This is a genomic window from Chitinophaga sp. (genome assembly GCF_036569185.1).
Lineage (GTDB): Bacteria > Bacteroidota > Bacteroidia > Chitinophagales > Chitinophagaceae > Chitinophaga.
This window is the reverse complement of the sequence record NZ_DATCRD010000143.1, coordinates 1-5,130: the sequence shown is the minus strand read 5'-3', so window position 1 is coordinate 5,130 and position 5,130 is coordinate 1. Positions and strand designations below refer to the sequence as shown.

Genomic DNA, 5,130 nt, shown 5'->3' with positions numbered 1-5,130 from the left:
ATGCTTTCTTCATTCTCTGAATAGTAGTTGGCCACCTTAATCATAAAGGATACGTCATGCGGGGAGCGGAACCCTGATTGTTTCTTTCGACCTAAAATGTTTGATTTTTGCATATTTACACCTTTTTAGGTGTAAACCTATATCAGGACGTGACCAGCTGGTGAATACACTAAAACACCCCAAAGCAGATGGGCCTGCTTTGGGGTGTGCCATATGGAGAGGATGAAAATATTACCAGTCTTTATCTTTCGGTACTACCTGACCTTTCACTTTTTTAGCTTTGTCCTGTAACTTCTTCTCTTCCTGTGATAAGGCCTGCAACAAGCGCTCTGCTTCCTGTTTGCTCATCTTGCTGGGTTGTGGTTCAGGTTTCTGCTGTTCCTGGTCCTGCTTGTCTTTGTCGCCTTTATCCTGGTCTTTGTTCTGTTGATCTTTGTTCTGGTCCTTGTTTTGATCCTTGTTTTTATCCTTATCCTGCTGATCCTTGTTCTGGTCTTTATTTTTGTCTTTGTTCTTATCGTTCTTATTCTTGTCTTTATTCTTATCCTTATTGTTTTTGTTATCGTTACCGCCACCGCCTTGCTGTTGTTTTTTCAGCATGGCCTGGGCATAGGCGAGGTTGTAGCGGGCATCTTCATCGGCGGGGTTGATCTTCAATGCCTGTTTATAGGATTTAATGCTCTCTTCCCATTTTTTTCCTTCCATAAAAGTGTTCCCGATATTATAATCGGCGTCCGACTTTATCGCCGGTTTACCACCCAGCTTCAGGCTATTGGCGTACTGTGCGCGGGCATCGTCATAGCGCTTTTGCTGGTAAAGGGAATTACCGAGGTTATAGCTGCCTTCTGCCGATTGCGCATTTTGTTCCAGCGCTTTTTTGTAGTTGGCTTCTGCATCGGAGTACTGCTGTTTTTTGTACAGCTCATTCCCTTTGCGGATATATTTATTACTGCCGTTCTGTGCAAAGCCGGCCAGGCCGGTAAGCATTACAGCGGTAATAAGAAAACAATATTTTATAAAGATGATTTTCATGCGTAATAAAATTAAGCTACCGTTGATCCGGGCGTGCGTTTATGACGGACTTCCGGGATAAAGAATTCAATCAGCAGCAGTGCCAGGCAGATGCCCAGGAAATACTGAAAATAACTGTTATAGTCTGTGAATACATTTTCGCCGAATTCTTTCTGCTCCATTCCATCTATTTTGCTGACGAGGGTATTCACTACATCATCGGTGTTGTTATCAAGATGCTGGTAGATGCCTTTACCGGCAGCGGCTATTCCCCTGAGTTCTGTTTCATTCAGTTTGGAAATAACGGTGTTGCCTTCCCTGTCTTTTTTGTAACCGCCGGTTTCCGGGTCCGGCAGGGGAGAACCTGCTACAGAGCCAATACCGATGGTATTGGTAACAGCGCCGTTTTCAAAGGCGGCTTTGGTGCGCTGGAGGGCGGTTTCATCATGGTCTTCCCCATCGGAAATAATGATGAGCGCCTTATGTTTACGTTCTTTTTTATTGAAAGCCTCGTCTGATACCTGTATGGCCTGGCCAATAGCGGTTCCCTGGGTGGGGATCATGTCTGGCGATACTGTGCTGAGGTACATTTTAGCGGCGGAATAGTCTACTGTGAGGGGCATTTGCAGGTAAGCGTTGCCGGCAAATACCACGAGGCCCACGCGGTCGTTATCCAGTTTATCCATCAGCTTACTGATCAGCTGGCGGGCACGCGTAAGACGGTCGGGCTGCACATCAGTAGCCAGCATACTTTTACTTACATCCAGCGCTATCATCACATCCACGCCTTTACGGGTAATCTTTTCCATGCGGCTGCCCTTCTGCAGGTTGGCAAGTCCTATTACCCCAAAAAAGAAGGCCAGGAAAATAAGCAGGAACTTTAATATAAACAGTTTACGGGAGTAGCCGGTAAAAAGCTTTTCCACCAGCGCCTGATCACCGATACGGCGTATGGAACGGCGTTTCCACCAGGATACGCCAAGGAAAGCCACCTGTAAAACCAGCAGGAGCACCAACGCCCATAAATATTCACTATGCTGAAATCGTAACATATTCGATTTTAAGATATCCGTTATCGGTAGTAAACCAGGTAAGATATCAAAAATAATTTTTTTGTCACGTATTGCAAGCCGTCGGAGTGAGGTTTTATCGTTTTTTTAACGATCCCCCGGGAGCCGGTGGGAGAGAAGCGGGCCAGGGCTGGAGATAAATGCCTGAAAAGCAGCAGGCTGATGATGCAATATGGAACGCAGTCCTTATTTACAACACCAGCCTGCCGGTAAGTCTGATATTACATTTCGCCTTTGAAGTAGCCGGCATCTGTGAGAATACTTCTCATGATTTCCATGCGTACTTTGGGAATATCTATTTTTGGATCTTCTGTTTCTATATTCAGTACAAAAAAAGTGGGGTGCCTGTTTTCTTCAATCCAGCCTACTACCCAGCCTAATTTTTTCACATCGTTATAATCCCAGCCTGTTTTGTAAGAGAGCTCATATTTTGGCGTTTTTTCCATGAGCATAACATCCCGTACGGTTTTCATGGTTGTTTTTGCAAAAGGCAGCTGATCGAAGTACAGCTTTTTTACAAAGCCGAGTTCCTCATCCGGGGAAATCAGCAGGGAGTTATCCAGCCAGAATGTATCCAGGCGGCTGATCTTCATGTTACCGTACTTGATGGAATCGAGCCAGAGCTGCATGGTAGGCTGGCCAATGCGCCGGGCTACTTCCTGGAAGTAGGGAACGGCCGATTGTTTAAAGGCCTGCGCCATGCTGAGATCCTGGTTCCAGGCGGGGAACTGGCGGGTTACGCCGTCCCAGGGAATGATCATACCGGTATCTTTTATAACGCCGGTGTGCAGGCCCACGAGGGCGTTGAATATTTTGAATGTAGATGCAGGCTGAAAGCGCTTTTTAGCCCTGTCGAGATTGTAAACTTTAAAAACGCCCTGGCTGTTGTTGAATAACATGAAAGTGCCTTCCACTTTGTATTGGGCAAAATACTTTTCCCAGTCTTTCTCTTCTTTTACATTATTCGGGGCGCAGGCAGCGAAGAACAGGCTCACCGCGAGTAACATCCAGCCAAATCGTTTCATCTGCATAATGATTAAATAGTTATGAGGTGCAAAAGTAAGGATTACGGCGTAAGAAAAACGAATTACGGGTTAGGAGGGAGATAGTAACCGTAATGATCCCGGCGGCTATCTCCCCACTAACCCGCAATCTTATTTAATCATACTCAATCTTTATGCACCGGGTTACGGTAGCAAGTTTTATTTAATCACTCCCAGTTCTTTACCTACTTTGGTAAAGGCGGCAATGGCCTTGTCGAGGTGTTCCTGCTCATGGCCTGCGCTCAGCTGAACGCGGATGCGGGCCTGGCCTTTCGGTACTACCGGGAAGAAGAAGCCGATCACGTAGATGCCTTCCTGGAGCAGTTTGTCGGCAAACTGGGCGCTCAATACTGCGTCGTACAGCATCACCGGAACAATCGGATGGTCGCCTGGTTTAATGTCGAAGCCGGCTTCCGTCATTTTGCTGCGGAAATATTTGGTGTTGTATTCCAGTTTGTCGCGTAATGCGGTGGTTTCACTCAGCATATCCAGTACAGCGATGGAGGCGCCTACAATACTGGGGGCTACGGAGTTGGAAAAAAGGTAAGGACGGCTGCGCTGGCGCAGGATATCGATTACTTCTTTGGGCCCGCTGGTGAATCCGCCGGAGGCGCCGCCCAGGGCTTTACCCAGGGTACCGGTAATGATATCTACCCGGCCCATAACGCCACGGTATTCATGGGTACCGCGACCGGTTTTTCCCAGGAACCCGGAGGAATGGCTTTCGTCGGACATCACGATGGCATCGTATTTATCGGCGAGGTCACAGATTTTGTCCAGCTGGGCAATAGTGCCATCCATGCTGAAAGATCCGTCTGTAACAATGATCCGGCTGCGGCAGTTTTTGGCTTCCTGTAATTTTGCTTCCAGGTCGGCCATATTGTTATGTTCATAACGGAAGCGCTGCGCCTTGCAGAGGCGAACGCCATCAATAATGGAAGCGTGGTTCAGGGCGTCGGAAATGATAGCGTCCTGTTCATTGAACAAAGGCTCAAACACACCACCGTTGGCGTCAAAAGCCGCTACATATAAAATAGTATCTTCTGTGCCGAGGAATTTTGAGATCTTTTCTTCCAGTTCCCGGTGAATATCCTGCGTACCGCAGATAAAGCGGACGCTGCTCATGCCATAACCATGGGTATCAATGGCGTCTTTGGCTGCTTTTATTACAGCAGGGTGAGACGACAGGCCCAGGTAATTATTCGCACAAAAATTAAGCACTGTTTGGCCACCCACCTGTATTTCGGCTCCCTGCTCAGATGTAATAATGCGCTCTCTCTTGTACAGGCCGGCTTTATTGATGTCACCGAGCTCCTCCCGTAAACGGGTTATAAACGTCTCATTCATAAAAATTGCAATATTTAAGTGGATCTACCAAAGTTATGGGCAATAAATGTATTACGATTATTTATCGCGTAAATGACTAACGGATGGATATGCAAAAAGTTTGACCCAGGTGTAACATTTACCCGCCGCCCTCCGTCATAATACTATCATGATTATTAATGCCATGAAGTGGAAAACTGATGATTCATTCCCTTGCTAAAAGATGCTAAAAGAGCATGCTTGATAAGAGGTTGACAATCAGTTTGAAAGAAGCTGTTACTACAACTGTGGGGGAAGAACATACTAACTTTAGAGGAGGTGTGGGTAACAAATATGGATTTAGTCAATGATGGGTATTAAAGTATTTGTCGGAACTTAGCACTAAAATCCCGCACCACCGGAATGACGGAAAAGGAGTACAATAAATGCGTGGATCTGTATTCGGACAATTTATTCCGCTTTATAGTTAAAAATCTGGAGCATGCGGAAGATGCCAGGGACGTAGTACAGAATTCATTCGAAATATTGTGGAAGCACTGCCAGGACGTGCCTTTTGAAAAGGCTAAGTCATACCTGTTTACAGTTGGCTACCACAATATGATAGACCATGTGCGTAAGGTAAAGCGGATTACACTTGTAGACCAGTTCAAGGATGAGGACAAGGTGGCGGATCATAAAAT

The 5,130-nt window shown here is 46.3% G+C and carries 5 protein-coding genes; 1 reads left to right on the top strand and 4 read right to left on the bottom strand.

From position 1 onward, the window contains the following. Positions 1–231: 231 nt before the first annotated feature. The 4 genes from VIM72_RS10110 to kbl all read right to left on the bottom strand — a co-directional run bounded on the left by VIM72_RS10110 (position 232) and on the right by kbl (position 4,471). Entirely contained in the window at positions 232–1,032 is an 801-nt protein-coding gene (locus VIM72_RS10110; protein ID WP_332002714.1) for a tetratricopeptide repeat protein, read from the bottom strand. Between the two features lie 11 nt (positions 1,033–1,043). Further along, a complete protein-coding gene (locus tag VIM72_RS10105) occupies positions 1,044–2,063 on the bottom strand; it encodes a VWA domain-containing protein (protein WP_332002713.1) in 1,020 nt (339 codons plus the stop codon). Between the two features lie 239 nt (positions 2,064–2,302). Continuing rightward, complete coding sequence (gene blaOXA, locus VIM72_RS10100) at positions 2,303–3,106, bottom strand: class D beta-lactamase (protein WP_332002712.1); 804 nt, start codon at positions 3,104–3,106, stop codon at positions 2,303–2,305. 177 nt (positions 3,107–3,283) lie between these two features. Then, the gene (gene kbl, locus VIM72_RS10095; protein ID WP_332002711.1) at positions 3,284–4,471 is read right to left on the bottom strand and encodes a glycine C-acetyltransferase; all 1,188 of its coding nucleotides are present in this window, start codon (positions 4,469–4,471) and stop codon (positions 3,284–3,286) included. 381 nt (positions 4,472–4,852) lie between these two features. On the opposite strand from kbl, the gene VIM72_RS10090 reads away from it, so the two are divergent. After that, positions 4,853–5,130 (top strand): RNA polymerase sigma factor (locus tag VIM72_RS10090; RefSeq protein ID WP_332002710.1); only part of this gene is annotated, 278 nt, incomplete at its 3' end.

Coding starts and splice junctions, on each gene's coding strand:
- VIM72_RS10110 (WP_332002714.1), bottom strand. CDS start 1,032: ATGAAAATCATCTTTATAAAATATTGTTTTCTTATTACCGCTGTAATG.
- VIM72_RS10105 (WP_332002713.1), bottom strand. CDS start 2,063: ATGTTACGATTTCAGCATAGTGAATATTTATGGGCGTTGGTGCTCCTG.
- blaOXA (WP_332002712.1), bottom strand. CDS start 3,106: ATGAAACGATTTGGCTGGATGTTACTCGCGGTGAGCCTGTTCTTCGCT.
- kbl (WP_332002711.1), bottom strand. CDS start 4,471: ATGAATGAGACGTTTATAACCCGTTTACGGGAGGAGCTCGGTGACATC.